At 68.8% G+C, this 26,393-nt stretch carries 21 protein-coding genes and 1 pseudogene; 9 read left to right on the top strand and 13 right to left on the bottom strand.

What is annotated here, in order from left to right:
* Positions 1–131: 131 nt before the first annotated feature.
* The 4 genes from CA237_RS20210 (at position 132) to CA237_RS16970 (ending at position 5,535) form a co-directional block, all read left to right on the top strand.
* Positions 132–329, top strand: a complete 198-nt coding sequence (locus tag CA237_RS20210; RefSeq protein WP_164523913.1) for a hypothetical protein — start codon at positions 132–134, stop codon at positions 327–329.
* 194 nt (positions 330–523) lie between these two features.
* Positions 524–2,962 (top strand): TonB-dependent receptor, encoded by a 2,439-nt coding sequence (locus tag CA237_RS16960; protein WP_126014940.1) that lies wholly within the window; start codon positions 524–526, stop codon positions 2,960–2,962.
* A gap of 113 nt (positions 2,963–3,075) precedes the next feature.
* Positions 3,076–4,902: an AsmA family protein gene (locus CA237_RS16965; protein ID WP_126014942.1), complete on the top strand. Its 1,827-nt coding sequence runs from the start codon at positions 3,076–3,078 to the stop codon at positions 4,900–4,902.
* Positions 4,903–5,088: 186 nt separating this feature from the next.
* Entirely contained in the window at positions 5,089–5,535 is a 447-nt protein-coding gene (locus tag CA237_RS16970) for a DUF1772 domain-containing protein (RefSeq protein ID WP_066690033.1), read from the top strand.
* 283 nt (positions 5,536–5,818) lie between these two features.
* Here CA237_RS16970 and CA237_RS16975 read toward each other — a convergent pair whose 3' ends face one another.
* The 6 genes from CA237_RS16975 to hemC are packed head-to-tail and all read right to left on the bottom strand — an operon-like array spanning position 5,819 to position 11,152.
* Positions 5,819–6,925: a CaiB/BaiF CoA-transferase family protein gene (locus CA237_RS16975; RefSeq protein WP_066690038.1), complete on the bottom strand. Its 1,107-nt coding sequence runs from the start codon at positions 6,923–6,925 to the stop codon at positions 5,819–5,821.
* On the bottom strand, positions 6,922–7,434 hold the full coding sequence (locus CA237_RS16980; protein ID WP_066690040.1) for a GNAT family N-acetyltransferase: 513 nt from the start codon (positions 7,432–7,434) through the stop codon (positions 6,922–6,924). The genes CA237_RS16975 and CA237_RS16980 overlap by 4 nt, the downstream gene beginning before the upstream one ends.
* Positions 7,434–8,618, bottom strand: coding sequence for an acyl-CoA dehydrogenase (locus CA237_RS16985; RefSeq protein WP_126014944.1), 1,185 nt, complete (start codon positions 8,616–8,618; stop codon positions 7,434–7,436). The genes CA237_RS16980 and CA237_RS16985 overlap by 1 nt, the downstream gene beginning before the upstream one ends.
* 11 nt (positions 8,619–8,629) lie before the next feature.
* Positions 8,630–9,550, bottom strand: coding sequence for a hypothetical protein (locus tag CA237_RS16990; RefSeq protein ID WP_066690048.1), 921 nt, complete (start codon positions 9,548–9,550; stop codon positions 8,630–8,632).
* A gap of 34 nt (positions 9,551–9,584) precedes the next feature.
* A complete protein-coding gene (locus tag CA237_RS16995; RefSeq protein WP_066690051.1) occupies positions 9,585–10,244 on the bottom strand; it encodes a uroporphyrinogen-III synthase in 660 nt (219 codons plus the stop codon).
* Complete coding sequence (gene hemC, locus CA237_RS17000) at positions 10,241–11,152, bottom strand: hydroxymethylbilane synthase (protein WP_066690053.1); 912 nt, start codon at positions 11,150–11,152, stop codon at positions 10,241–10,243. Before hemC ends, CA237_RS16995 begins: the two co-directional genes overlap by 4 nt.
* Positions 11,153–11,459: 307 nt before the next feature.
* Between hemC and tsaD the strand changes: the two genes are divergently transcribed.
* The 3 genes from tsaD (at position 11,460) to CA237_RS17015 (ending at position 15,763) form a co-directional block, all read left to right on the top strand.
* Positions 11,460–12,500: a tRNA (adenosine(37)-N6)-threonylcarbamoyltransferase complex transferase subunit TsaD gene (tsaD, locus tag CA237_RS17005; protein WP_066690056.1), complete on the top strand. Its 1,041-nt coding sequence runs from the start codon at positions 11,460–11,462 to the stop codon at positions 12,498–12,500.
* Entirely contained in the window at positions 12,497–13,471 is a 975-nt protein-coding gene (locus tag CA237_RS17010; RefSeq protein WP_066690058.1) for an NAD(P)H-dependent glycerol-3-phosphate dehydrogenase, read from the top strand. Before tsaD ends, CA237_RS17010 begins: the two co-directional genes overlap by 4 nt.
* Before the next feature lie 66 nt (positions 13,472–13,537).
* A complete protein-coding gene (locus CA237_RS17015; RefSeq protein WP_157092722.1) occupies positions 13,538–15,763 on the top strand; it encodes a TonB-dependent receptor in 2,226 nt (741 codons plus the stop codon).
* Here CA237_RS17015 and CA237_RS17020 read toward each other — a convergent pair.
* From CA237_RS17020 to CA237_RS17035, 4 genes are all read right to left on the bottom strand, one after another.
* Positions 15,760–16,770: an aldo/keto reductase gene (locus CA237_RS17020; protein ID WP_126014948.1), complete on the bottom strand. Its 1,011-nt coding sequence runs from the start codon at positions 16,768–16,770 to the stop codon at positions 15,760–15,762. The genes CA237_RS17015 and CA237_RS17020 overlap by 4 nt on opposite strands.
* A 69-nt stretch (positions 16,771–16,839) precedes the next feature.
* Positions 16,840–17,553 (bottom strand): hypothetical protein, encoded by a 714-nt coding sequence (locus CA237_RS17025; protein WP_126014950.1) that lies wholly within the window; start codon positions 17,551–17,553, stop codon positions 16,840–16,842.
* Between the two features lie 75 nt (positions 17,554–17,628).
* Complete coding sequence (gene metW / locus CA237_RS17030) at positions 17,629–18,240, bottom strand: methionine biosynthesis protein MetW (RefSeq protein WP_126014952.1); 612 nt, start codon at positions 18,238–18,240, stop codon at positions 17,629–17,631.
* Positions 18,237–19,364 carry a homoserine O-acetyltransferase gene (locus CA237_RS17035; protein WP_126014954.1) on the bottom strand — a complete coding sequence of 376 codons (1,128 nt, stop codon included), beginning with the start codon at positions 19,362–19,364 and terminating at the stop codon, positions 18,237–18,239. The genes metW and CA237_RS17035 overlap by 4 nt, the downstream gene beginning before the upstream one ends.
* A gap of 168 nt (positions 19,365–19,532) precedes the next feature.
* Here CA237_RS17035 and hisC point away from each other — a divergent pair, with 168 nt between their 5' ends.
* Together hisC and CA237_RS17045 are read left to right on the top strand one after the other, a co-directional pair.
* Positions 19,533–20,627, top strand: coding sequence for a histidinol-phosphate transaminase (gene hisC, locus CA237_RS17040; RefSeq protein WP_126014956.1), 1,095 nt, complete (start codon positions 19,533–19,535; stop codon positions 20,625–20,627).
* Entirely contained in the window at positions 20,627–21,535 is a 909-nt protein-coding gene (locus CA237_RS17045) for a prephenate/arogenate dehydrogenase family protein (RefSeq protein ID WP_126014958.1), read from the top strand. The genes hisC and CA237_RS17045 overlap by 1 nt, the downstream gene beginning before the upstream one ends.
* A gap of 182 nt (positions 21,536–21,717) precedes the next feature.
* On the opposite strand, the gene CA237_RS17050 is transcribed toward CA237_RS17045, so the two are convergent.
* The 3 genes and pseudogenes from CA237_RS17050 to CA237_RS17060 all read right to left on the bottom strand — a co-directional run.
* Positions 21,718–23,646 carry a CocE/NonD family hydrolase gene (locus CA237_RS17050; RefSeq protein WP_126014960.1) on the bottom strand — a complete coding sequence of 643 codons (1,929 nt, stop codon included), beginning with the start codon at positions 23,644–23,646 and terminating at the stop codon, positions 21,718–21,720.
* 203 nt (positions 23,647–23,849) lie between these two features.
* Positions 23,850–25,811 carry an ATP-dependent zinc metalloprotease FtsH gene (ftsH, locus tag CA237_RS17055; protein WP_066690076.1) on the bottom strand — a complete coding sequence of 654 codons (1,962 nt, stop codon included), beginning with the start codon at positions 25,809–25,811 and terminating at the stop codon, positions 23,850–23,852.
* 69 nt (positions 25,812–25,880) lie between these two features.
* Positions 25,881–26,393, bottom strand: a pseudogene (locus tag CA237_RS17060) (ATP-binding protein); the annotation flags it as partial.

Raw genomic sequence — 26,393 nt, forward strand, 5'->3', positions numbered from 1 at the left:
CGTTGCAAGCCCGCACCCTCTGGGTGATCCATGAAACGCGCCCCTCGCAGCCTTCAACACCATGTTTTATATAGGAAATATAATGGTCAGGACAGCGAAATCAGCGCCTTACTTGGGAAATGTGGGTCAATATGTCGTTTTCGCGCAGCGAGCTGGTCGAAATCGCGCTGTCCAGCCGATCGCGACCCCGCGCGACGGCGGTGACGACGATGTCGGCCGGCGGCTTCTGCCGTGTGGCCGATCCGTCGGCCGCCTTGTCGGGCGTGGCGGCCGTCTGGGCATGGGCCGGCGTACAGGCGATGAGTGGAATCAGGCCGGCAAGAATTTGATGTGAACGCAATGTCGCAATCCCCCTTCGGAATGATCGCGTCCCTATGGAATACGATTTAACAGAGCGTTGACAACGATTGCATTCGCGCAGCAGCGAGGTTTTTTCAACGTATAACAAAGTCTTACCGGCGACTTAGCTATTTGGGAAACTCTTCGCCCTACCATTGTCCCTTCGGGAATTCCGGGGGGATGCATGAATATCAATTGGCGAATCATCTGTGGCCTGTCGTCCATCGCGCTGGCACTTCCGGCGCAGGCGCAGCAGGTGGCGCCCGAGCAGGACACGGTCACGACCGGCGTCGCCAAGGGGCGCGACCGGCTGGACAGCGCCACATCGACCAGCGTGCTGCGCGAGGGGGAGATCGCGAAGCTGGCGCCGCGGTCGGTCGGCGAACTGCTGCGCGCCATTCCCGGCATCCTGGCCGAGGCACCCAATGGCGAAAGCATCGCCAACATCACCATCCGCGGCCTGCCGCTGTCGTCGTCGGGCGCGAAGTTCGTGCAGCTGCAGGAAGACGGCCTGCCGGTCATGGAATTCGGCGACATCGTCGGTGCCAGCGCCGACAGCTTCGTGCGCGTCGACCTGAACCTCGCGCAGGTCGAGGCGATCCGCGGCGGCTCCGCCTCCACCTTCACCAGCAATGCGCCGGGCGGCATCATCAACTTCATCTCGAAGACCGGGGAGCGTGAGGGCGGCGCGATCGCGCTGACCGCCGGGCTCGACTTCGACCAGTATCGCGGCGATTTCGACTATGGCGCGCGGCTGGGCGACCATCTTCGCTTCCATGTCGGCGGCTTCTATCGCCAGGGGGAAGGGCCGCGCCGCATCGGCTTCACCGGTCAGCGCGGTGGGCAGATCAAGGCGAATGTCACCCGCGACTTCGCAGGCGGCTATATCCGGCTGTACGGCAAATATCTCGACGACCGCTCGCCCTTCTACGATTCGGTGCCGTTGCGGGTGACCGGCAGCGATGCCGATCCATCGTTCGCGGCGGTCGCATCGTTCGATCCGACGCACGACACGCTGTCGACCCGTGCGCTCCAGTCGGTCACGCTGCTGGACGAAGCGAACCGGCCGATCGTCGAGGATATCCGCGACGGCCAGCGGGTCCGGGAAACGTCGTTCGGCCTCGAATCGCAGGTGACGGTGGCGGAATGGACCGTGACCGAACGCTTCCGGGTCGCCGGGCGCTCGGGCGGGCTGATCGGCCCGTTCAGCAGCCTCATGCTGTCGCCGTCGGCGGCGCTGACGCGGCTGGGCGCGACCGGCGGTTCGTTCCGCTATGCCAGCGGCGCGAACGTCGGGCAGGCCATCACCGATCCGACCGCGCTGAACGGCAACGGGCTGATCGCGATCTACAACATCCGCGACCGGCGTCAGCAGGATGTCGGCAACATCACCAACGACATCCGCGCCAGCCGCGTCTGGCAGGTCGGCGACGGCAGCCTGACCACCACCGCCGGATTCTATGCCGCGCGCCAGGCGATCGACACGTCGATCCTGTACGGCGTGGCGGTGACCGAGGTGACGGGCGGCGGCGATGCCGCGCTGCTCGACGTGTTCGATGCCGCCGGCACGGCGCGCACCGCGGGCGGCATCTATGCCTATAACCCGTTGTCGGGCACGCAGCGCCGCACGCTGCGGCTGGCCTATCGGGTGAACGCCCCCTTCGCATCGGCCAATTACAAGATCGGCCGGGTCTCGATCGGCGGCAGCCTGCGCTACGACTGGGGCCATGCCAGCGGGCAGGTGTTCGGCGTCGAGCTGGGCGGCGGACGCATCGGGCAGGTCGCGCGCGACATCGATGGCGACGGCGTGATCTCCGCACCCGAACAGCGCGTCGGCATCACGCCGACCGCGCCCGGCCTGGTCGATTACGGCTATCGCTACCTGTCCTATTCGAGCGGCGTCGTCTTCCGCGTGGCCGAGCCGCTGGCGGTGTTCGGCCGCTACAGCCGGGGGGCGCGGGCCAATGCCGACCGGATCACCTTCGGCAGCGTGATCGACAATGCGACCGGCAGGCTGGCCATCCCGTCGGCCGCGTTCGACCCGGTCAAGCAGGCCGAACTGGGCGTCAAATACCGCCATGCCGGGCTGACGCTGAACCTGACCGGCTTTCATGTCGATGCACAGGATTCGAACATCAACACCTCGACCGGGGCGGTCATCGCCCGCGATTACCGTGCGAAGGGGCTGGAGTTCGAAGGCGGCGTGCGGCGCGGCATGTTCAGCCTGACGGCGGGTGCGACCTACACCGATGCGCTGATCGTTAGGGACCGGGTCAACCCGGCGCTGAACGGCAATACGCCGCGGCATCAGGCCAATCTGATCTTCCAGGCGACGCCGCAGGTCAGCACCGATCGGTTCGCGGTCGGCGCGGTGTTCATCGGCACGACCGATACCTATGCACAGGACGTCAACCTGCTGAAGATCCCCGGCTATGTCACGACCAACGCCTTCGCGCAGGTCCGGCTGGTCGACCGGCTGCTGCTGTCGCTGAACGCCACCAACCTGTTCGACACGGTGGCGCTGACCGGCATCGACGAGGATCGCATTCCCGCCAGCGGGATCGTGCGCGGGCGGTTGCTGAACGGGCGGGCGATCTCCACCACGCTGCGACTGGACTTCTGACGGCTGCAGCCCGGCCGTCGCCGCTGCGCGACGGCCGGGCATCCAACCTACATGCCTGTCAGTAATTCCATTGCGGAGATGGAACGAACTGCCTGCTTCCGGTTTGTCGCTTGATGGCTCGGCTCTCGCGTACTTGGCGGTTCAACCTCGGTGGTCTGGTCGGGCTGCTGCTGCTCATCCTCCTGATCCTCGCCGCCTTTCCCTGGGGGGTGCTGCGCGACCGGGTGTCGGTGAAGCTCGCCGAACGCTTCGGCTCCGACGTGTCGATCGGCACGATCGAACGGGTCGAGCCGCTGTCCTTCTCGCCCACCCTGATCGTGCGCGACCTGCGCATCGCGCAGCCCAGCTGGGCGGGGCCGGGCGATCTCGTCCGGTTGCGGCGCATCGATTTCCGCTTTCGCGTGCTGCCCTTGCTCCGCGGCAAGTTCGACCTGACCGCACTCGCCATCGACGGCGGCCGGGTGGCGATGGTGCGGTCGCACGACGGTCGCAAGAACTGGGCCCCCGACAAGCGCGGCGGCAACGGCTCGGCCTCCGCGATCACCAGCCTGACCGTGCGCGACCTCGTCATCGACTATCGCGACGCGGTGCAGAATCGTCGCTTCGCCGTGACCGTGGCGTCGGACGGACAGGGGTTCCGCGCCAGCGGCGACGGCGCGATCGACAATCGCCCGGTGACCGTGTCGCTCGCCGGTCCGACCATCGCCGGCGACGGTGCGTGGCCGTTCACCGCGCGCGTCGCCGGGCCGACGATCACCGTCGATGCGAAGGGGACGATGGCCTCGCCGCTCGACACGCGGCAGATGACCGTCGACCTGACCGCGCGCGCCAACGACCTGAAGACGCTCGACGCCCTGATCGAGGCCGGGCTGTTCGGCACCCAGCCGGTCAAGCTGACCGCCCGCGTGCGGCACGACGATCCGACCTGGGTGATCGAAAGATTGTCGGGCACCATCGGCCGGTCGCGGCTGGCATCGGCCAACGCGACCGTGACCAAGGCGGACGAGCGCACCGGCATCGACGGGCGGCTGCACTTCGCCACCCTGTCGTTCGACGACCTCGCCACCGACGAAGGTCGCGCCGAAGCCGCCGCGATCGAGCGCCGCATCGGCCCGCGCGTCGTGCCCGGCACCCGCATCAACCTCGCCAAGATGGGCGAGCTCGACGGAAGGCTCGCCATTCGCGTCGACCGGCTGCTCGACATGGCGGGCTTGCGCAGCCTCGATACCGTGCTGGCGATCGACCATAGCCGCCTGACCGTCGCGCCGCTGAGCGTGCGGTTGGCACAGGGGAAGATCACCGGGCAGGTGGTGGTCGATCAGCGTGGCCGCACGACGCCCAAGACGACGTTCGACCTGCGGCTGAGCGATTCGCGCATCTCCACCTTCGCCGGCGGCGCGCCGGTCGATGCCCCGCTGCGCGCGCGGGTGCGGCTGGTCGGCAGCGGCGATACCATCCGCCAGGCGGTCGGCCGCTCGAACGGCACCATCGGCTTTGCCGCGGCGGGCGGCGTGCTGCCGGCCAAGATGGCGTCGATGCTCGGCGCCGATGTGGCGCGCGGCGTGCTGACCGACGACGATGCGCAGGCGCGGCTGCGCTGCCTGGGGCTGCGGCTGGACGTCGCCAACGGCATCGGGCGGATCGACCCGCTGCTGATCGACACCTCGCGCGCGCAGACGCGGGGGCAGGGGGTGGTGCGCCTGTCCGACGAAACCCTGTCGATCGCGCTGACCGGCACACCGAAGCAGCGCACGCTGCTGCACCTCGACCGTCCGGTGCGCGTCACCGGCCGCCTCCAGACGCCGGAGGTGCAGATTCCTCCCGGCGTGAAGAGCGCGGGCGGGATCCTGCGCATGCTGGGCCGCGCGATCAAGGGCGACGACACGCCGCGCGCGGGCAATGCCGATTGCGGCGCGCTGGTCCGCCGCGTGCTGGGCTAGGCTTGCGACCGGGCCGCACGGCGGTTATCTTGGGCGGGCCGAAAAGAGAGCAGCAGGTTGGTAGTTCCTGCGCCAGCGCCGTGGTGCGCCGGTTCCCCCGTCCGCGGCGTCAACCCGAACCCGTTCGGGATGGCGCACCGGGCCGTTTCCGTCAGGCGTCATCCCGCATTGTGAAAGGATGCCGTCATGCTCTTCCTGCTGGTCGCCCTGCTCGCCGCGACGCTGTTTACCGGGGCGGCGCTCTACATCACATTGGTCGAACATCCGGCGCGCCTGTCGCTGGCCGAGGAGCCGATGCTCACCCAGTGGCAGCAAAGCTATCGCCGCGCGCTGCCGATCCAGTCCTCGCTGGCGCTGGTCGCAGGAATCGGCGGTCTTGTCGCCGGCTGGGTCCTGCGCGACGGCTGGGCGATCGCCGGCGGGGTCGCCATGCTGGCCAACTGGCCGTTCACCGTGTCGGCGCTGCTGCCGATCAACCGCCGCCTGTCGCCCGCCATCGCCGGCCGGGGTGACGCGCACAGCCATTTGCTGCTGCTGCGCTGGGGCCGGCTGCACGACGTTCGCAGCCTGCTGGGGGTGGCGGGGACGGTGCTGCTGCTTTGCGCTTTCCTACAGGGGATCGCGACGCCATGATCGGCGACGCGCGACCCGCGCCCGCTCTTTCTGATGGCCGCAAACCCCAACGTCACCCCGGACTTGATCCGGGGTCCCGCTTCTTCTTTTCACGGCAATATGACCGCGCGACAAACTGCGCACGAGTGTGAACTTAGTGAACTTTGGACCCCGCGGCCGCTCCGGCGTGCTCCGTTCGGCGACCACCGGTTCGCTCCGACCTGATCCGGGAGCCGCTACTTCTTCAGGCAACGTGACCGCGCGACAAACTGCGCACTAGTGTGAACTTAGTGAACTTTGGACCTCACGGCCGCTCCGGCGCCCCCCGCTCGGCGACCATCCGCTCGCCGTCGATCACGATCGGACTCGCCAGCCCCGGCAGCCCGTCGGGCCGGATCGCCATGCCGCGGGCGATCACCTGCGGGTCGACGAACACCTCGTCCAGCGCGTTGATCGGCCCGGCGGGGATGCCGGCCGTCTCCAGCGCCTGCGCAAGCTCGGCCTTGCGCCACTGCGCGATCGCCGCCTGCAGTGCCGGGATCAGGTCGCGGCGATGCGTCACCCGTGCCGGATTGGTCGCAAAGCGCGCCTCGCTATGCAGCGTCAGCCCGAGCACGCCGCACAGCCGCGCGAACTGCCCGTCATTGCCGACCGCGACGATCAGCGCGCCGTCCGCCGTCTCGAACGCCTGATAGGGGACCAGATTGGCGTGGCCATTGCCCATCCGCGTCGGCACGCTGCCCCCGGCCATATAGTTCAGCGCCTGGTTCGCCAGCACCGCCACCTGCGTATCCATCAACGCCATGTCGATCCATGCCCCCTCGCCGGTCAGCGTGCGGCGGCGCAGCGCGGCAAGGATCGCGACCGCCGCATACAGCCCGGTGAACAGGTCGGCATAGGCGACGCCGGCCTTTTGCGGCGCCCCGTCCGGCTCCCCGGTCAGTGACATCGCCCCGCCCATCGCCTGGATCAGGAAGTCGTAGCCAGCACGATGGGCATAGGGCCCGTCCTGCCCGAACCCGGTGATCGAGCAGGTGACGAGGCCCGACCGCACCGCCGACAGCGCGGCATGGTCGAGACCGTATTTGGCGAGGCCGCCGACCTTGTAATTCTCGATCACGACATCGGCGGTGGCGACCAGCGCACGGACCTCGGCCTGTCCCTCGGGCGTGGTGATGTCGATCGCGACCGAGCGCTTGCCGCGATTGGTCGCATGGAAATAGGCGGCATCGCGCGGGCTTCCGTCGGGCGCGGTGACGAAGGGCGGCCCCCAGTGGCGCGTGTCGTCGCCGCTGCCCGGCCGCTCGACCTTCACCACCTCCGCTCCCAGGTCGGCGAGCAGCTGCCCGCACCATGGCCCAGCAAGGATACGTGCCAGTTCGACCACGCGAATGCCGGCCAGCGGCTTCACCGGCGGCGCAGTTCGTAGACGACGTGCGGCACCACCCGTCCGCCGCGCGGCACGTCGATCGTGCCCGGCCGCAACGTCGCGCCCAGTGCCTCGACCGCGCTCCGCGACCGGCGATTGTCCTGCCCGACATGGAAGGTGACCGCCGACACCGACGGAGCGATATGGTCGATCATCAGCCGCTTGGTCTCGCGGTTATGGCCCCGCCGCCACCGGTCGCGCGCAAGGAAGGTCCAGCCGATCTCGATCTCGTCCGCCTGCGGGTCATACGGGCCATAGCGGCTCGACCCGATGACGCTGCCGTCGCGCGCATCGCGGATGGTCAGCATCCCGGCCCCGGCCAGCCCCTCGTCGAAAAAGGTGCGGAACACCGCCGGCTGCCACCGGTCGTGCGCCGGATGCTGGTCCCAGATCGCCGGGTCCGCCGCGACGCCGTACAGCGCGTCATAGTCTTCGGCAGTCGTCGGTCGCACCGTCACCAGCGCGCCGATCAGGACCGGCTGCCGATTCATCAGAACGCGGCGATCCCGGTGATCGCGCGGCCGAGGATCAGGCCATGCACGTCATGCGTCCCCTCATAGGTGTTGACCGTCTCCAGGTTGATCGCATGGCGCATCACATGGAACTCGGCCGCGATGCCGTTGCCGCCATGCATGTCGCGCGCGGTGCGGGCGATGGCCAGCGCCTTGCCGCAATTGTTGCGCTTGATGATGCTGATCGCCTCGGGTGCCAACTGCCCCTCGTCGAACATCCGCCCGGCCCTGAGCGCCGCCTGCAACCCCAGCGCGATCTCGGTCTGCATGTCGGCGAGCTTCAGCTGGACCAGCTGCTTCGACGCCAGCGGCACGCCGAACTGCTGCCGGTCGAGCGTGTACTGGCGGGCGGCGTGCATGCAGAACTCGGCCGCGCCCATCGTACCCCACGCAATGCCGTAGCGCGCGCGGTTGAGACAGCCGAACGGACCTTTCAGCCCTTCGACATTGGGCAGCAGCGCGTCCTCGCCGACCTCCACGCCCTCCATCACGATCTCGCCGGTGATCGAGGCGCGCAAGCTCAGCTTGCCCTCGATCTTGGGCGCCGACAGCCCGGCCATGCCCTTTTCCAGCACGAAGCCGCGGATCTTGCCGCCATGCGCGTCGGACTTGGCCCACACGACGAAGACGTCGGCGATCGGCGCGTTGGTGATCCACATCTTCGCGCCCGACAGGCGATAGCCGCCGTCGATCTTTTCCGCCCGCGTCCGCATGCCGGCGGGGTCCGACCCGGCATCGGGTTCGGTCAGCCCGAAACAGCCGACCCATTCGCCGCTCGCCAGCTTCGGCAGATATTTCGCCTTCTGCTCCTCCGACCCATAGGCATTGATCGGATGCATCACGAGGCTCGACTGCACGCTCATCGCGCTGCGATAGCCCGAATCGATCGCCTCGACCTCGCGCGCGACCAGGCCGTACGCGACATAGCCCATGCCCGCGCCGCCATATTGCGGGTCGATGGTGACGCCCAGCAGGCCGAGCTCGCCCATCTCGGTCATGATCCCGCGCGCGAAATCCTCGTCGAGGAACGCGCGGGTGACGCGGGGCAGCAGCTTGCTCCGGGCATAGCCATGCGCCACCTCGCGGATCATGCGCTCCTCGTCGGTCAGCTGCGCGTCGAGGGCGAAGGGGTCTTGCCAGTCGAACCGGCCCATATCGGCCATGGGCGTTTCCTTTACAGCGTGGGGGAGACCGTCCCGGTAGCTTCGGGGGGAGCGGAGGGCAGCGGAGCTTGCTGCAGGATCACCGGCGGTGCCACCGGAGCGGGGCGCGGCGTGGTGAGCGCGACCGATTCCAGCTCGATCAGCGCCTTGCGCGCATCGACATAGCGTTTGGCGGCACTGGTCCACGCCGTGGCGTTGGCGACGCCGGGCAGCCGTTCGACCTCGGCGACGGCCTGTTCGACCTGTCCGGTATCGAGCCGTCGGCGCGCGCGCTCCAGCCGGTCGCTCGGGCGGCTGCTCGGCGTCGTGCCCTGGCGGATCACGATCAGCTGGCCCAGCTCCCGGCGCAGCCCGTCCCACCAATTCTCGCCCGTCGGGCCGGCGGTCAGCGGGATGGCGGCGGCGTCCAGCGCGGTGCGCAGATCGTCCAGCGTCACCGGGTTCTGCGCGGCGGCGATCAGGGTTCGGACCGCATCGGGCCGGCTGCTGCCGAACCGGTCGCGCAGCTGCGCCTCGAGATAGTCGAGGGGACGACCGCGATCCAGCGCGCGGCGCGTGGCGACGATCACCATCATGTCCTCGGCCCGGGTCGCATAGCCCGCCGCGTTGCGCGCGCTGCTGTCCAGCCCGACGATCCGCGTCTCCAGATCGGCGATGCGCGCGGCCAGTGCCGCCTCGCGCGCCGACAGGATCGGCAGCGCCGACACCTGCGCGGGCGGTGCGGGATTGGCGGCGGTGGGGGTGGGCTGCGCGGTCGGTGCTGCCGTCTGTTGCTGCGTGCCCCATCCGAAGCGCGGGGCGACATAGCGCAGCACCGCCAGCGTCGCGCCGATCCCGATGACGAAGGCGATGACGGCGATGGCCAGCCATCCCCGGCTGCCCCGGCGACGCGGATGACGGGTCGTCGGGAAGGGCGCATCTTCGCTGATCATGCCGCCTTATCCCCGCGCCCGTCCGCCGGGTCAATCATGCGTCGGCAAGGGACAGGGCGGCGGCGATCGTCGCCGCGTCGTCGGGACGCTCGGCAACCGCGACGGCGCGCCAGCCGGTGCCGAGCGCCTGCGCGACCGCCGGCGCGATGGCGGCAACCGCGATCGCGCCACGATCCTCGGCCAGCATCGCCAGCCGCCGTGCCGCGCGCGGCGAATGGACCAGCGCCACCGTGCCGGCGAGCAGCGCGGCGTCGACCGCTTCGATCGCCTCGCTGGCATAGACGGCACGGATCGTGGACAGGACGGCATGGCCCGCCACCGCCCGGTCGCGTGCGGTGAGCAGCAGCGCCCGGCGAACGCCCGCCCGTTCGGCCGCGTCGAGCAGCGCCTGCCCGTCACTATCGCCGGTCGCGACCACGTGCAGCCCCGCCGCCCGCGCCGCCGCCGCCGTCGCCGCGCCGACCGCATGGACCGGCAGCGTCGCATAGGCTTGCAGCGCCGCGCCCGCCTGTCGCACGGCATTGGCGCTGGTCAGGATCAGCGCGTCATGCTCCGTGGCGGACGGCGCGTCCCACGCCAGCGGCACGATGCGGAACAGCGGCAGGCGGATCGCCCGCCGTCCCAGCGCCTCGATCGCCTGCGCGGTGGCGGCATTGCCCGGTTCGGGGCGCAGCACCGCCAGCGGCCGGCTCATCGCGCGAACAGCTTTGCCACGCTCTCGGGCGCGCGCGCCAGCATCGTTTCGGCGAGAGTGCGCGGGAGGTCGATATCGTCGATCGCCCCGCTGGCGCTGTCGACCACCTGCGCGCTGCCGTCCTGCGCCAGCAATTGCGCGCGCAGCGTCAGTACGTCGCCGTCGATCGTCGCCAGCGCGCCGACCGGTGAATGGCAATCGGCGCCCAGGGCCGCCAGGAAACCGCGCTCGGCCCGCACCGCCTGATGCGTCGGCGCATGGTCGATCGCGCGGACAAAGGCGAGCGCGGCGGCGTCCTCCGCCCGGACCTCGATCCCCACCGCCCCCTGCGACGGCGCGGGCAGCAGCGTGTCGATCGACAGCGCGGTGCCGACCTCATGCCGCCCCAGCCGTTCCAGCCCGGCCGCGGCGAGCAGGGTCGCATCGACCTCCCCCGCCGCCAGCTTGGCAAGCCGCGTGTCGACATTGCCGCGAAACAGCACGATCCGCGCGTCGGGGCGGTGGCTCAGCACCTGCGCGGCGCGGCGCGGGCTGCTGGTGCCGACCACGCCGTCCCTGGGCAGGTCGGCGAGCGACGCGATCCCGACCAGCCGGTCGCGGACATCGGCGCGCGGCAGCATCGCGGCGATGCGGATTTCGGTCGGGCGGACCGTCTCGACGTCCTTCATCGAATGGACCGCCGCGTCGATTTCATGCGCGCACAATGCCCGGTCGAGTTCCTTGGTCCACAGCGCCTTGCCACCGATCTCGGCCAGCGCGCGGTCCTGCACCCGGTCGCCGGTGGTCTTGATCATCACGATCTCGATGGTCGCCGGATCGATCCCGTGCGCCTTTGCCAGCGCGTCGCGGGTCGCGTGCGCCTGCACCAATGCCAGCGGCGATCCGCGCGTGCCCAGTTTGAACGTCATCGGTGCTCGCTATCCGTCGCGTTCGCTTGGGGCAAGGTGGAGAAAGTTGGTTCACGCGGAGGCGCGGAGGCGCGGAGAAGAAGTTTGTTTTCGCGCAGAGGCGCAGAGGACGCAGAGAAGATGCGAGTGTCGCCGCGTCAGCGGCTCCGAGACAAGCGTCTCCCGATCGCGGGCGGGTCATCCCAATCGCAACCCCTCTGCGCCCTCTGCGCCTCTGCGCGATCAAAATCCCTTCTTCTTCGCGCCTCTGCGCCTTCGCGTGAACCAATCTTCCTACCGCCACCCGATCCGCGCTACAGCCGACCCCATGTCCACCCCCCTCATCCTCGGTATCGAATCCAGCTGCGACGAAACCGCTGTCGCGCTGGTGCGTGGCGACCGCACCATCCTGTCGCATCGCCTCGCGGGACAGGAGGCGGCGCACGCCCCCTATGGCGGTGTCGTCCCCGAAATCGCCGCGCGCGCGCATGTCGAGATCCTGCCCTCGCTGGTCGAGGGCGCGCTGGCCGATGCCGGCGTCAAGCTAACCGATGTCGATGCGATCGCCGCCACCGCCGGCCCTGGGCTGATCGGCGGGGTGATGGTCGGGCTGGTCACCGCCAAGGCGCTGGCGCTGGCGGCGAACAAGCCGCTGGTCGCGGTCAACCATCTGGAGGGCCATGCGCTCTCCCCCCGGCTGACCGACCCCGACCTCGCCTATCCCTATCTGCTGCTGCTGGTGTCGGGCGGCCATTGCCAGCTGCTCCGCGTCGATGGCGTCGGTCAATATCGGCGGCTGGGCACCACCATCGACGATGCGGCGGGCGAAGCATTCGACAAGACCGCGAAGGTGCTCGGCCTCGGCTATCCCGGCGGCCCGCGAGTCGAAGCGGCGGCGATGGAGGGCGATGCGAAGGCGGTGCCGCTGCCCCGGCCGCTGGTCGGCACGCCTGACCCGCATTTTTCCTTCGCGGGCCTGAAGAGCGCGGTGCTGCGCGCGCACGATGCCGGCATCCACTCGACCCCCGACATCGCGGCGTCGTTCCAACAGGCGGTGGTCGACTGCCTGCTCGACCGCACGAAACTGGCGCTGCACCTCGCCGGCCCGGTCAGCGCGCTGGTAGTGGCGGGTGGGGTCGCCGCCAATCGCGCGGTGCGGGGCGCGCTGGAGGGGCTGGCCGCAGCGAACGGCCTGCGCTTCGTCGCGCCGCCGCTCTGGCTGTGCACCGACAATGCCGCCATGATCGCCTGGGCCGGGGCGGAGCGGTTCATGGCGGGGCATAGCGACCCGCTCGACGTGGCGGCGCGGCCGCGCTGGCCGCTCGATCCGTCGGCGGAAAAGGTGCGTGGGGCAGGAGTGAAGGCATGAAGATCGGGGTCATCGGCGGCGGCGCATGGGGTACCGCGCTGGCGCAGGTTGCGGCGCGCGGCGGCGATGTGACGCTGTGGGTACGCGAGGGCGAGGTCGCCGACGCGATCAACGCCACCCGCACCAACCCGCTGTTCCTGCCCGGCGTCACCCTGTCCGACGCCATCCGTGCGACGACGGATGCCGGCGAACTGCACGATACGGAGGCGCTGCTGGTCGTCGCCCCGGCGCAGCATGTCCGCAGCGTGTTGTCGGCGATCGATGTCGGCACCCGCGCGCTGGTGCTGTGCGCGAAGGGGATCGAGGCGGGGACGCGGCTGCTGGTGGGCGAGGTGGCGCGCGCCGTCCATCCCCAGGCGCCGGTCGCGGTGCTGTCCGGCCCGACCTTCGCGCATGAGGTCGCGGCGGGCAAGCCGACCGCCGTCACCCTCGCCTGTGCCGATGCACCCTTGCGCGACCGGCTGGCCGAACGGCTCGCTGCCCCCGCCTTCCGCCCCTATGCGAGCGACGACGTGATCGGCGCCGAGATCGGCGGCGCGGTCAAGAACGTCCTCGCCATCGCCTGCGGCGTGGTCGAGGGCGCGGGGCTCGGCCAGAATGCGCGGGCATCGGTGATCGCGCGCGGCTTTGCCGAAATGACCCGTTTCGGCCTCGCACGCGGCGCACGGGCGGAAACGCTGGCCGGGCTGTCGGGGCTGGGCGATCTGGTGCTGACCTGTTCGTCGACCGCGTCGCGCAACTATTCGTTGGGCGTCGGGCTGGGGCAGGGCCGCGCCGCCGCCGAGCTGATGGCCGATCGCCGGACGGTGGCCGAAGGCGCGTTCACCGCCCCGGTCCTGCGTGAGGCGGCGGCCGAGGCCGGGGTCGACATGCCGGTGACGGCGGCGGTCGGGGCATTGCTGGACGGCACGCCGGTCGCGCAGGTGATCGACACATTGCTCGCCCGGCCGCTCCGCCACGAAGGGCTGTAACCGACCCGGCTGGTCGGTCGCGATTTTCTTCCCTATGGGCCGGCGCCTGTTTTGGGGGGAAGAGAGTTGCGACCGACCGTCAGCGTGCCGACACGATCGGCCATCGTCGCGGCGTTGAGCCTGTGCGCGACGCCGGCCATGGCGCAGGACCGAGCAAGCGACAGCGAGATCATCGTCACCGCGCAGCGGCGCGAAGAGCGGGCCGACGACGTGCCGATCGCGGCGACGGTGCTGGAAGCGGCGCGGCTGGACGATCAGGACGTGCGCAGCCTCGACCGGCTGGGGGCCAATGTCCCCAACCTCTATCTCACGCGCAATTTCGGCACGACCTCCGGCGCGCTCGTCTTCCTGCGGGGGGTGGGCGAGGGTGATTCGATCTTCACCAACGACCCGCCGGTCGGCATCTATGTCGACGACGTGCTGCTGCCGCGTGCGACGGGATCGCTACTCGACCTGATCGATATCGAACGGATCGAGGTGCTGCGCGGGCCGCAGGGGACGCTCTATGGCCGCAACACCTCGGGCGGCGCGATCAAGGTCGTGACGAAGCGCCCGACGACCGATGGCGTCAACGGCATGACCGACCTGACCATCGGCAGCTATCGTCGGGTCGACGCACGCGGCACGGTCAACCTGCCGCTGTCGGACCAGGCGGCGCTGCGGCTGTCGGGCATTTCACGCAACCAGCGCGGCTGGGGCCGCAACCTGACCGACGGCGCGGTGGTCAACGGACAGGACGTGCAGGGCGGGCGCGCCAGCCTGTTCTGGACGCCGGCCGACCGACTGACGCTGCTGGCGACCGCCGACCTGACGCGCGAGCGCTCCACGCCGCGCTTCCCGCAGCAATTCCTGCCCGACGCAGCGCGTCCCGGCCGCTTCACCAATGTCTTTCGCGAGCGCGACGGGCGTATCGACCGGTTCCGTTCGGCCGATACCATGCCGCTCAACAAGACCGACAGCGGCGGCGCCTCGCTGCGCGCCGACTATGCGTTGGGTTCGGCCACGACGCTGACCTCGATCACCGGCTGGCGCAGCTTGCGCTCGCGGATCGGCTTCGACCAGACCGCAAATCCCCCCGGCAGCGGGACGGCGGTCATCCTGTTGCAGGACCAGCGCCAGCATAGCGTGAGCCAGGAAATCAACCTTGCCGGCAGCGCGCTGGACGGGCGGATCGACTGGCTGGCGGGCGGCTATTATTTCCACGAACATAATGACCAGCTGACCGCGATCAGCTTCGCCACCCCGGCGGGAACCGCGGCGCGCTATCGCACCGACGACTTCTTTGCGGCACCGTCGCGCGGGTCGGGCACCGGCGGCACCTGGTCGCTCTATCGTCCGGCGCTCGACACCGACAGCTGGTCGGCCTTCGCCTCCGCGACGGGGAAGATCGGGAAGGCGCGGCTGACGCTGGGCGCGCGCTGGACCGACGAGCGCAAGCGCTACGACGTGCAGTTCCTGACCGCGCCCGATACCGTGCTGGTCCTGCCTGATGGTCGTCGTGCCGAACGCACGATCCGGCAGTCATGGCGCGACCTGTCGCCGCGCGTGGCGGTGGATTACCGGCTGGGCGAGGTGCTGGCCTATGCGTCGGTCGCCAAGGGCTTCCGTAGCGGCAGCTTCGACGGACGCGCGCGCAACATCGACTTCGTGATGAACCGCCAGTCGGCAATCGCGCCCGAACGGGTCTGGACCTATGAGGTCGGCGCGAAGGGCAATGCGGCCGGTGGGCGCGTTCGCTGGGACGTCGACTATTTCGTCAGCGACTATACCGACATCGCCTTCTCCGCCGCCCGCGCCGGCACCCCGCCCGAAATCTTTCGGCAGAATGTCGGCGATGCCCGGATTCAGGGGCTGGAGGCGGACGCGAGTGCACGGCCTCTGCCCTGGCTGGAGGTCGGCGGCTGGATCGCGACACTGTCCGACCGCTTCACCCGGCTGAAGACCAGCCCCGGCTGCACCGCCTTCGTCGCCGATGAGCGCGACCTCGACCTGCGCTTCACGCCGGCCTTTCGTTATCAGCTGCGGGCGGCGGTGACGCGGGGCGGCTGGCGGCTGGGCGGTGATGTCACCGGGGCGTCGCCCTATAACATTGCGCTTTGCAACGAACCGCAGCACCGGGTGACCAATGCGGAGCAGGCCAATGCCCAGCTGGCCTATGCTACGGGTCCGTGGACGATGATGCTGGCTGCGACCAACCTGACCGACCGGCGCTTCAACACCGGCAGCGTCGGCGCGATCGGCTATCCGGTCGCCCCGCGCGAGGTGACGGTGACGCTGCGCCGGGCGTTCTAGCCGTCCAATTCCTCCCCAGTCAGCAGTTCGGTATCGATCTGCGCCTGCGCGGCGGCGGCATAGCGCGCGCCGGTCAGTGCATTGGGCGGAAGCAGCGCATCGACGGCGGCCAGCGTGTCGGGCGATATCGCCAGCGTAGCGGCGGCGACATTGTCCTCGAGATGGGCGATGGAGCGCGTACCGGGGATCGGCACGATATGCGGCGCGCGGGCGAGCAGCCAGCCGAGCGCCAGCTGCGCCGGAGTGATGCCGGCTTCGGTGGCGATGCGGTCATAGGCATCGATGACGGCGAGGTTGCGCGACAGCTGCGGCTCGACGAAGCGCGGCATGGTGCGGCGGATATCGCCTGCCACATAATCGTCGGCGCGCACACTACCCGCCAACAGTCCGCGAGCGACCGGCGAGAAAGCGACGAAGCCGATGCCGAGTTCGCGGCAGGTGTCGAGCACGGCGACCTCCGGATTGCGGACGGCGGGGGAATATTCGCTCTGCACCGCGGCGATCGGGTGGATCGCATGGGCGCGCCGGATGGTCGCGGCGGACATTTCGCTCAGGCCCAATGCTCCGATCTTGCCGGCTTCCTTCGCGCGAACCAGCGCTCCGACCGATTCCTCGATCGGCACGTTCGGGTCGAGCCGGTGGAGATAATAAAGGTCGATATGATCCGTCCCGAGCCGGCCGAGCGCGGCGTCGAGCGTCGTCGCGATCGCGTCGGGCGATCCGTCGAGAATGCGCTGGCCACCCCGCATATCCAGCACGCATTTGCTGGCCAGCGTAAATTTCGACCGCCGATGCAGCACCTGCGCCACCAGCCGCTCGTTCGCCCCGCCGCCATAGAGCGCGGCGGTGTCGAGCAACGTCACGCCGAGATCGAGTGCGCGGTTCAGGAGCGCCAAGCCCTCCGCCTCGGTCGCCGGCTCGCCATAGGCATGGCTGAGGTTCATGCAGCCGAGACCGATCGCCGAAACGGTGAACGGTCCGATCGTGCGGGTCGGCAAATTCGTCATGGTGGCACTCCCGTTTGGCATTCGCGGTCCGCAAGACGCGCGAACGGGGGGCCTAGTCAAGCCAAGGCGTCAGCGCGCCGCCATGCGATAGCCGCCACCGGTCACATCGGTCGAGGCGACGAGGATCTGCGGATCGACCTTCAGCGTCGGCACCTGACCCGCCTGCCACGCCGCCAGTTCGACCCGATACTGGTCATAGGCGCGGTAGAAGTCGACGAAGGGCTGGTCGAGCGAGGCGATCCCCGGCGCCGCGAAACCGTCGATCCCGCCCACCGGCAGGTCCGCGACCTGCGCCAGCATCGGCAGCGCGGTGGCGCAGAACTGGTCGCGCACCGGCGGCTGGGCGAAGTAATTGTAGACCCGTGTCATCGCGTCGTCGAACCGGTCCTGCCAATCGCCACCACCCTTGCGATATTCCGCCTCCAGTGCCTTGTGTGCGGCGGCGAAGCGGGCGGCATGGACCTGCAGCAGGCGGTTATACTGCGCGACGCCGGACGGGTCGGCGATATTGCACTGGAGCGCGGCGACGTTCAGCGCCGACCGCAGATGCCAGACGGCGGCATCGGCCGACAGCGCGTGGTTGGGCGTCGCATAATTACCGTCGGCGAGCACGGCCGGAATGGTGAGGTTGGCGGCGGCGCCCATCGGCGGCTTCGGCTTGGGCGCGGGCGTCGCGACCAGCACCGGCGGCGGCGTGACCACCGCGACTTCGGGCGTCTTGCGCGCGCAGCCGTGGAGCAGCGCGGCACCACAGGCAGCGAGCAGGAGCAGGCGTGTACGCATCGAACCGATTCCCGTCTTGTCCCCCGACAGACCGGAAATATCGGCCGCAAAGCCTTCGCAATGGTTAACGCGGCGTCAGCGTTTGAGCAGGAACACCGCATGTTCGGCACGGAAATTGGCCGCCGCCGCCGTGGTCCGCCTGCCCTTCGACAGGAACCATGCGTCGACCACCGTGATCCCCTGCTTGGCGACATAGGCGCGGAAATCGTCGATCGTCAGGTGGTGGATGTTCGGCGTCTCATACCATTCGAGCGGCAACAGCTTCGTCACCGGCATCCGCCCGCCCCAGAGCAGCGACGCGCGCACCCGCCAGTGCGCGAAGTTGGGAAAGGACACGAACGCCTGCGCGCCGATGCGCAGCAGATGGTCGAGCACGACATGCGGCCGCATCGCAGTCTGCAACGTCTGGCTGAGGATCGCATAGTCGAAGCTGGCGTCGGGATAGTCGGCCAGGTCGCGATCGGCATCGCCCTGCATCACCGACAGCCCGCGCGCCATCGCATCGGCGACATTGCCCGGATCGATTTCCAGCCCGCGCGCGTCGACGCCGCGTTCGTCGCGCAGAGCCGCCATCAACTGTCCGTCGCCGCACCCGACATCCAGCACGCGCGATCCCCGCGCGACATGCGCGGCGATGATTGCGAGGTCGGGGCGCAGGGAGGGCTGTGATCCGCCTGTCGTCGTCATGCGCCTGCCTCCAGAAACCCGCGCATGATCCGGTCGAGTTCGGGTGAATCGAGCAGGAACGCGTCATGGCCGAACGGCGAGGACAGTTCGACGAAGCTGGCCGGCGCCCCGGCGGCGTTCAGCGCATGGACGATGTTGCGCGACTCGGCGGTCGGATACAGCCAGTCGGTATCGAAACTGACGATGCAGAACCGCGCCTTCGTCGCGCGGAACGCGTTGGCGAGCGCCCCGCCATGCTCCTCCGCCAGGTCGAAATAGTCGAGCGCGCGGGTGATGTAGAGATAGCTGTTGGCGTCGAACCGGTCGGTGAACGCCAGCCCCTGATGGCGCAGATAGCTTTCGACCTGGAAATCGGCGTCGAAGCCGAAGGTCTTGGCACCCGCCTGTCCATCGGCGCGCGCCTGCAGCTTGCGGCCGAACTTGGCGGTCAGGCCCGCCTCGGACAGATAGGTGATGTGTGCCGCCATCCGCGCGACCGACAGCCCGGCGGCGGGGGGCGATCCGTCGGCATAATAGTCGCCGCCGCGCCAGTTGGGATCGGCCATGATCGCCTGTCGCCCGACTTCGTGGAACGCGATATTCTGCGCCGAATGCCGCGCGGTCGACGCGATCACGACCACCGCCTCGACCCGGTCGGGCAGGGTCGCGGCCCAAGACAGCGCCTGCATGCCCCCCATCGATCCGCCGACCACCGCGCGTAGCCGGTCGATCCCGAGATGGTCGAGCAGCATCCCCTGCGCGCGCACCATGTCGCGGATGGTCAGCACGGGGAAGCGCATCGCGTAGGGCGCACCGGTCGCAGGGTCGATGCTGGCGGGACCCGACGATCCCATGCAGCTGCCCAGCACGTTCGAACAGATGACGAAATGCTTGTTGAGGTCGATCGGCTTGCCCGGTCCGACCATGCGCGACCACCAGCCCGGCTTGCCGGTGCGCGGATGGGTGGAGGCGACATGCTGGTCGCCGGTGAGCGCGTGGCAGATCAGGATCGCATTGTCGCGCGCCGGCGACAGCGTGCCATAGGTTTCATAGGCGATGTCGATCGCGGGCAGCGTCGCGCCGCCATCCAGCGCAAGCGGCGTGGAGAGGGTAGCGCGGCGATCGGGACCGAAACGGGAATCCATGGCGGTGCGGTAAGCGGGCGGCGCGGCGGGTTCAAGGGTCGGGGCGCGCCACGCACATCGTCACCCCGGGCTTGACCCGGGGTGACGTAGGAATATGGGGCCACCGGCACCACCCCACTTGCCCCAAAACCTTGCGTTACGCGGCTGCATTTGCCACTGCCCGGACCCATGAACGCGCCTGCTCCCAAGCCATGGATCCTCGACATCGCCCCCTATGTCCCCGGCCGGTCCAAGACCGATGACGGGCGGCAGGTGGCGAAGCTGTCGTCGAACGAGAACCCGCTCGGCACCTCGCCGCATGCCCGCGCCGCCTTTGCGACCGCGGACCGCAGCCTCGAACGCTATCCCGACCCTGCCGCCGCCGATCTGCGGGTGGCGATCGGGCAGGCGCATGGGCTGGATCCGGCGCGGATCATCTATGGCACCGGGTCGGACGAGGTGCTGCATCTTGCCGCCGGGGCCTATGCGGGGCAGGGCGACGAGGTGATCTTCGTCCGCTACGGCTTTGCGGTCTATGAGATCGCCACGCGGCGGGTCGGCGCGACGCCGGTGATCGCCCCGGACAAGGACTATGCGACCGACGTCGATGCGATCCTGTCCTGCGTGACCGAGCGGACGCGCGTCGTGTTCGTCGCCAATCCGAACAATCCGACCGGCACCTATGCCGCGCGCAGCGAGATTGCGCGGCTGCACGCCGGGCTGCCGTCGCATGTGCTGCTGGTACTCGATCAGGCCTATGCCGAATATCTGGAGCCGGCGGAGGACGATCACGGCCTCGAACTCGCCAAGACCCAGCCGAACGTGCTGGTGACCCGGACCTTTTCGAAGATTCACGGCCTTGCCGCCGAGCGGATCGGCTGGGGCTATGGTTCGGCGGAGGCGATCGATGCGATGCACCGCATCCGCGCGCCGTTCAACGTGACCACCGCCGGGCAGCAGGCGGCGATCGCCGCGATCCGCGACAAGGGTTTCGTCGAGGCGAGCCGCGCGCACAACCGCCAATGGCGGACGTGGTTGGAGGGCGAGATCGCCGCCATGGGCAATGCGGGCCTGCGCGCCGTGCCGTCCAAGGCCAATTTCGTGCTGGTGCTGTTCGACGGGCCGGTGAGCGCGGGCGATGCCTATCAGGCGCTGATGGACCGGGGCTATATCGTGCGCTGGCTGCCCGGACAGGGGCTGGCCAACGGCCTGCGCATCTCGATCGGGACCGAGGCGGAGGTGCGCGGGATCGCCGCCGCGCTGCGCGAGATCGTGGGCGGCTGATGCTGCCTTTCTCCCGCGTCGCCATCATCGGGCTGGGGCTGATCGGGTCGTCGATCGCGCGGGCGGTCCGCGCCGAGATGCCGACGGTGCGGCTGACCGGGCATGATGCGTCGGCCGAGGCGCGCGAGCAGGTGCGCGCGTTCGGACTCGTGGACGATTGTACCGACCATGCCGGCGCGGCGGTGTTCGATGCCGATCTGGTCATCCTGTGCGTGCCGGTGGGCGCAATCGGGGCGGTCGCCGCGGAGATTGCCGATGATCTGCCGGCAGGCGTGATCGTCAGCGATGTCGGGTCGAGCAAGGCCGGGGTCGCCACTGCCTTCGCCGAAGCGCTGCCGGGCGTGACGGTGGTGCCGGCGCATCCGGTGGCGGGGACCGAGCGCAGCGGGCCCGAGGCGGGCTTCGCGACCCTGTTCAAGGGGCGGTGGTGCATCCTGACCCCGGCGGCCGATGCCGATCCGACCGCGGTCGAGCGCGTCGGCGAGTTCTGGCGGCGGCTGGGTGCCGAGATCGACACGATGGACGCGCAGCATCACGACCTGGTGCTGGCGGTGACCAGCCATCTGCCGCACCTGATCGCCTATACCATCGTCGGGACCGCATCCGACCTGGAGGCGGTGACGCAGAGCGAGGTCATCAAATATTCGGCGGGCGGCTTCCGCGACTTCACCCGGATCGCCGCGTCGGACCCGACGATGTGGCGCGACGTGTTCCTGGCGAACAAGGATGCGGTGCTGGCGATGTTGCAGCGCTTCTCGGAAGACCTGTCGGCGCTGCAACGCGCGATCCGGTGGGACAAGGGCGACGAGCTGTTCGACCTGTTCACCCGGACCCGGGCGATCCGGCGGTCAATCGTCGAACAGGGGCAGGACGACGCCCGCGAGGATTTCGGGCGGAGCCACGGGTAGGGGGCATTTGTCGCAGGTGTGTCCCCACGGGTGAGCGGCACGCCGGCCAACGCTTTGCCGATCCGATACCTTGCCGTGCCCCCGCGTAGGCGGGGGCCCAGAGCCCGGCAGAACGGAGCTTCGCGTTTGGAACCCTGGACCCCCGCCTTCGCGGGGGTACGGTGGGGTACTGGTTGCCGCCCCTACCTCGCCTCCACCACCGGCAGCCATACCGCACTCGGGCTGCTGCCGCCGCGTTCGATCGTTACCGTCGCCTTCTTGTACGCATCCTTGGGCGCGGTGAAGATGTTCGGGACATAGGTCTGCGGGTTGCGGTCGTAGAGCGGGAACAGCGACGACTGGACCTGGACCATGATGCGGTGGCCCGGCTGGAACACATGGTTCACGGTCGGCAGGCGGAAGCGATAGCGCTGCGTCTTGTTCGCCGGGATCGCCGAGGGCTTGGCAAAGTCGTTGCGGTAGCGCCCGCGGAAGATGTCGAGGCTGATCGGCAGCTGGTATCCGCCCATCGCCGGCTGGCCGGGCACGACGTCGGGATAGACGTCGATCACCTTCACCACGAAATCGCCATCGGTGCCGGTCGTCCTGGCAAAGATATCGGCGATCGGCGCGCCGGCGACCTTGACCGGCTGCGTGAGTACCGGCGTCTGGTAGGTCATGACGTCGGTGCGGCCGTCGACATGGCGCTGGTCGCTGACCAGCCACGCCTTCCACCGGCCGTCATCGAAATTGACCGGACGCGACAGGTGCGGGACGGGCTTGGCAGGATCGGAGACATAGCTGTCGCCACCGGCCTTGGCCGCGGTGAAGCCGAGGTCGCCGTCCGCGCCGAGATAGATGGGTTTCAGCGGTGCGGCGCAGCCCTTCTCGCAGGACAGCGGCCACTGGGGCAGTTCGTCCCAGTGATTCTCGCCGGTGTTGTAGATCAGCGCCTGGGGTGGGGTGAAGGCGGGGCGGCCGTCGCGCAGATACTGGTCGAAGAACGGGAACAGATACTTCTCGCGCCATTGGAGCGCGGTGTCGCCGTTGAACTTCAGGTCGCCGAGCGTCGAGCCGTCGTAATTCGCGCCGCTGTGGCGCCACGGCCCCATGACGAGGAAGTTATTGCCGCCCTTGCCCTTGGCCTTCAGCGCTTCCCAGGCGGTGATGGCGCCGTACATGTCCTCCTGATCCCACAGCCCCTGTTCCCACATCGTGGGGACGTTGGAGGGGTTGGCGGCGATCAGCTTGTCGAGCGCCTGTCCCTGCCAATAGGCGTCGTAGGACGGGTGGGCGACGAAGCGCTGCCAGAAGGGGAGCTGGGCATAGCCCGACGCCTTGGCCCAGTCGTTCGCGGACCCGACGTTCCGGAACTGGTCGTAATCGTCATAGGTGGTGGAGGGCGGCGAGGCGCCGGGGCCCTTGTAGCCCGTCTGGCTGCCGATCCAGCCGATATTGGCGAGGCGGAACGCGCCGTAATGGAACCAGTCGTCGCCCATCCAGCCGTCGATCATCGGGCTTTCCGGCGCCGCGACCTGGAGCGCGGGATGCGGGTTCAGCAGCGCCATGACGACGGTGAATCCTTCGTACGACGACCCCAGCATGCCGACCCGGCCGTTGCTTTCGGGCAGGTTCGCCTTGTTCACCAGCCAGTCGATCGTGTCATAGGCGTCGGTGACGTGATCGACATTGGTCGGGTTCAGGGGGCCACGCACCGGGCGGGTGACGACATAATCGCCCTCCGACCCGTATTTGCCGCGAATGTCCTGGAACACGCGGATATAGCCGGCGCGGGTGAAGACCTCGTCGCCCTGCGGCAGCGTCGCGACATAGCTGGTGCTGTCGGCGCGCGCGACGCGGCCCGACGCGTTGTAGGGGGTGCGGGTCAGCAGGATCGGGGCGTTCGCCGCGCCCTTCGGGATCATGATGACCGTGTGCAGCTTCACCCCGTCGCGCATCGGGATCATCACTTCGCGCTTCACATAGTCGTATTTGTCGGTCGGCGGCACGAACTTCGCCGGGATGTCGCCGTTCGGCGGCCAGATGTCGGGACCGGGCTTCGCCGTCTGGGCGGCGAGGGTCGAGGCGCCGAGCGCGAGGGTGCAGGCGAGAAGCAGCGGGCGAATTCGCATGGGAACAAGGGACTCCTGACCGTGTCGCCGGGCGGCGATGCGATGATGTTACATCGTTCGGCGGAGTGTCAGGGAAGTCAATATGGGCGACGTGGATATCGGCACGATCGGCCCAAAGTTCACTAAGTTCACACTAGTGACGGCTTCGCGCACGCATGTGCCGACCGGTGGCGAAGCGATCGCTCCGCCACCGGTCAGGTCGTTCAGGCGCCCTGCGGCGTCGGCGATCCGAAGGGGCCGCGCGGGCGGCGGGTCTTCGGGATCGAGGTGCCGGCAGCGGCCAGCGGGGTCGAGGGCGTGCCCTCGTCGCGGCCGATATCCTCGCCCGCGATCAGCCGCTTGATCTCGTCGCCCGACAGGGTTTCATATTCGAGCAGCGCACCGGCCAGCGTGTGCAACTGATCGACATGTTCGGTCAGAAGTTGACGCGCGCGCTCCAAGCCACCTTCGACGATGCGCTTGATCTCGCTGTCGATCAGCTCGGCGGTCTTGTTCGACATGCGCGCCGGGGCCGAGGACGAATAGCCGAGGAAGCTTTCCCCCTGCGGTTCGGCATATTCGACCGGGCCGACCGCGTCGGACATGCCCCAGCGGGTGACCATGTCGCGGGCGAGCGACGTCGCCTGCTGAATGTCGCCCGAGGCGCCCGACGACACCTTGTCATAGCCGAAGATGATTTCCTCGGCGATGCGGCCGCCCATCGCGACCGACAGGTTCGCGTACATCTTGTCGCGGTGATAGCTGTACGAGTCGCGTTCCGGCAGGCGCATGACCATGCCCAGCGCGCGGCCGCGCGGGATGATCGTCGCCTTGTGGATCGGGTCCGATGCCGGTTCGTGGAGCGAGACGATGGCGTGGCCGGCCTCATGATAGGCGGTCATGCGCTTTTCGTCGTCGGTCATAACCATCGAGCGCCGCTCGGCACCCATCATGACCTTGTCCTTCGCCTCTTCGAATTCCGAATTGGCGACCAGCCGCTTGCCCTTGCGCGCCGCCATCAGCGCCGCTTCGTTGACGAGGTTGGCGAGATCGGCACCCGAGAAGCCCGGCGTGCCGCGCGCGATGACGCGTGCATCGACGTCGGGCGCCAGCGGCACCTTCTTCATATGGACCTGCAGGATCTTGATCCGGCCCTCGATATCGGGGCGGGGCACGACGACCTGGCGATCGAAGCGGCCCGGACGCAGCAGCGCGGGGTCGAGCACGTCGGGACGGTTGGTCGCCGCAACGATGATGATGCCCTCGTTCGCCTCGAAGCCGTCCATTTCGACCAGCAGCTGGTTCAGCGTCTGCTCGCGCTCGTCATTGCCATTGCCAAGACCCGCGCCACGATGGCGACCGACCGCGTCGATTTCGTCGATGAAGACGATGCAGGGGGCCGACTTCTTGGCCTGTTCGAACATGTCGCGGACGCGGGATGCGCCGACGCCGACGAACATCTCGACGAAGTCCGAACCCGAGATGGTGAAGAACGGCACGCCCGCTTCGCCGGCGATCGCGCGGGCGAGCAAAGTCTTGCCGGTGCCGGGCGAACCGACCAGCAGCGCACCCTTCGGAATCTTGCCCCCCAGACGGGCGAACTTGGTCGGGTCCTTCAGGAAGTCGACGATCTCGGTTAGCTCGGCACGCGCCTCGTCGATGCCGGCGACATCGTCGAAGGTGACCTTGCCTTCCTTCTGCGTCAGCATCCGCGCGCGCGACTTGCCGAAGCCCATTGCGCCGCCACCGCCGCCGCCCTTCTGCATCTGGCGCAGCACGAAGAAGGCGATGCCGAGGAACAGCAGGAACGGCAGCGACTGGACGAGAATCGCCATCCAGATGTTCGGCCCTTCCTCCGGACGGGCGTTCATGACGACGTTCTTCGCGCGCAGCCGTTCGATCAGGTTGGGATCGTTCAGCGCGTTGGTGCGGAACTTCTCGTCATTGGTCTGGATGCCGGTGATGGTGTTGGTCGCGATATTGACCTCACGCACCGATCCTTCGTCGACCCGGTTCAGGAAGGTCGAATAGGGGATCACCTGCCCCTGGGTCTGGGTCGACGGGCCGTTGAACAGCTGGACGAAGATCGCCAGCGACACCAGGATGCCGACCCAGATCAACAGGCTCTTCATCCAGGGGTTGCCGCCGTTATTGTCGGGGCCGTTCTGCTTGTCGTTGTCGTTCATGCGGACGTACTACCTCTCAGTGCACCCAAGATAGGCGAGGCGAGGTTAATGGCAATGGAACAACGTCGATCAGTCTGATCGGCGCGGTGGAGCGGGGCGAAAGTGCCAGATTCCGCCTTTTGCCGAGGCCAGAACGCCGGATTGCGTCGCTTTTTTGCCCGACTCGAGCGCGGTCAGCAGCGATTCGATGTTGGCGGCGTCGGACCAGGGGCCTTCGGTGATCCCGTCGATCAGGCGAACGTCGCCGATGGCGCGGCGGGCGAGTCGGCGGCGCAGCTCGCGGGGCAGGTCGGTCATGTCGAGGCGGTGTTCGCCAGCGTCGGCATCGCGGCGGCGGGTGCGCCACAGCCAGTCGACGGTTTCGGTGAGCGTCGCATCGACCTCGCGGCAATGGGCTGCGCTGGCGGCGAGGGCTAGCGGGTCGAGGTGCCCGGCGGCGAGCAGCGCGCGGACGGCGGTGCGGTCGTGGCGCGGGTCGGTGTTCGAGGGGTCGTCGACGAAGGGAAGGTCGGCGGCGAGGGCGCGCAGTTCGGCGCGGCGCCAGGTGAGGAGGGGGCGGAGGATGGGGAGCTGGCTCTTATA

This window comes from Sphingomonas sp. ABOLH (assembly GCF_003951715.1).
GTDB classification, from domain to species: Bacteria; Pseudomonadota; Alphaproteobacteria; order Sphingomonadales; family Sphingomonadaceae; genus Sphingomonas; species Sphingomonas hankookensis_A.

Excerpts from the sequence above, each read along its gene's own strand:
- CA237_RS20210 (WP_164523913.1), top strand. The coding sequence starts at position 132 with ATGTCGTTTTCGCGCAGCGAGCTGGTCGAAATCGCGCTGTCCAGCCGA.
- CA237_RS16980 (WP_066690040.1), bottom strand. The coding sequence starts at position 7,434 with ATGAATCGGCAGCCGGTCCTGATCGGCGCGCTGGTGACGGTGCGACCG.
- CA237_RS16960 (WP_126014940.1), top strand. The coding sequence starts at position 524 with ATGAATATCAATTGGCGAATCATCTGTGGCCTGTCGTCCATCGCGCTG.
- tsaD (WP_066690056.1), top strand. The coding sequence starts at position 11,460 with ATGTCCACCCCCCTCATCCTCGGTATCGAATCCAGCTGCGACGAAACC.
- CA237_RS17020 (WP_126014948.1), bottom strand. The coding sequence starts at position 16,770 with ATGACGAATTTGCCGACCCGCACGATCGGACCGTTCACCGTTTCGGCG.
- hisC (WP_126014956.1), top strand. The coding sequence starts at position 19,533 with ATGAACGCGCCTGCTCCCAAGCCATGGATCCTCGACATCGCCCCCTAT.
- CA237_RS17045 (WP_126014958.1), top strand. The coding sequence starts at position 20,627 with ATGCTGCCTTTCTCCCGCGTCGCCATCATCGGGCTGGGGCTGATCGGG.
- CA237_RS16965 (WP_126014942.1), top strand. The coding sequence starts at position 3,076 with ATGGCTCGGCTCTCGCGTACTTGGCGGTTCAACCTCGGTGGTCTGGTC.
- CA237_RS16990 (WP_066690048.1), bottom strand. The coding sequence starts at position 9,550 with ATGATCAGCGAAGATGCGCCCTTCCCGACGACCCGTCATCCGCGTCGC.
- hemC (WP_066690053.1), bottom strand. The coding sequence starts at position 11,152 with ATGACGTTCAAACTGGGCACGCGCGGATCGCCGCTGGCATTGGTGCAG.
- CA237_RS16970 (WP_066690033.1), top strand. The coding sequence starts at position 5,089 with ATGCTCTTCCTGCTGGTCGCCCTGCTCGCCGCGACGCTGTTTACCGGG.
- CA237_RS17010 (WP_066690058.1), top strand. The coding sequence starts at position 12,497 with ATGAAGATCGGGGTCATCGGCGGCGGCGCATGGGGTACCGCGCTGGCG.
- CA237_RS16995 (WP_066690051.1), bottom strand. The coding sequence starts at position 10,244 with ATGAGCCGGCCGCTGGCGGTGCTGCGCCCCGAACCGGGCAATGCCGCC.
- metW (WP_126014952.1), bottom strand. The coding sequence starts at position 18,240 with ATGACGACGACAGGCGGATCACAGCCCTCCCTGCGCCCCGACCTCGCA.
- CA237_RS16985 (WP_126014944.1), bottom strand. The coding sequence starts at position 8,618 with ATGGCCGATATGGGCCGGTTCGACTGGCAAGACCCCTTCGCCCTCGAC.
- CA237_RS17050 (WP_126014960.1), bottom strand. The coding sequence starts at position 23,646 with ATGCGAATTCGCCCGCTGCTTCTCGCCTGCACCCTCGCGCTCGGCGCC.
- CA237_RS17025 (WP_126014950.1), bottom strand. The coding sequence starts at position 17,553 with ATGCGTACACGCCTGCTCCTGCTCGCTGCCTGTGGTGCCGCGCTGCTC.
- ftsH (WP_066690076.1), bottom strand. The coding sequence starts at position 25,811 with ATGAACGACAACGACAAGCAGAACGGCCCCGACAATAACGGCGGCAAC.
- CA237_RS17035 (WP_126014954.1), bottom strand. The coding sequence starts at position 19,364 with ATGGATTCCCGTTTCGGTCCCGATCGCCGCGCTACCCTCTCCACGCCG.